The organism is Vibrio sinaloensis (genome assembly GCF_000808535.1).
In the GTDB taxonomy this organism is placed as follows: Bacteria; Pseudomonadota; Gammaproteobacteria; order Enterobacterales; family Vibrionaceae; genus Vibrio; species Vibrio sinaloensis_D.
Genome location: NZ_JWLV01000038.1, coordinates 1 through 308 on the forward strand (window position 1 = coordinate 1; position 308 = coordinate 308).

Annotated in this window: 2 tRNA genes; both read right to left on the reverse strand. The window is 45.8% G+C overall.

Going from position 1 to position 308, the window contains the following annotated elements:
• Positions 1-80: 80 nt before the first annotated feature.
• Positions 81-156: transfer RNA gene (locus RJ47_RS16435), tRNA-Ala, on the reverse strand.
• Between the two features lie 38 nt (positions 157-194).
• Positions 195-271: transfer RNA gene (locus RJ47_RS16440), tRNA-Ile, on the reverse strand.
• Positions 272-308: the final 37 nt, after the last annotated feature.

The following is a 308-nucleotide window of genomic DNA, read 5'->3' on the forward strand; positions in this document are numbered from 1 at the left end:
ATTGTTAAAGAGCTAGATTTCTAATGAAACCATTTTTAAAGACTCTGCCTTCTATTTAAAGAAAGAAGAACACTTAAAGATGGTGGAGCTATGCGGGATCGAACCGCAGACCTCCTGCGTGCAAGGCAGGCGCTCTCCCAGCTGAGCTATAGCCCCATCAAGGTGTCGATACTGTATGCCAACTTCAAGGAAATTGGTGGGTCTGAGTGGACTTGAACCACCGACCTCTCGCTTATCAGGCGAACGCTCTAACCACCTGAGCTACAGACCCAGTATCGTCTCTAAAACTATAAACATATCAATCTGTG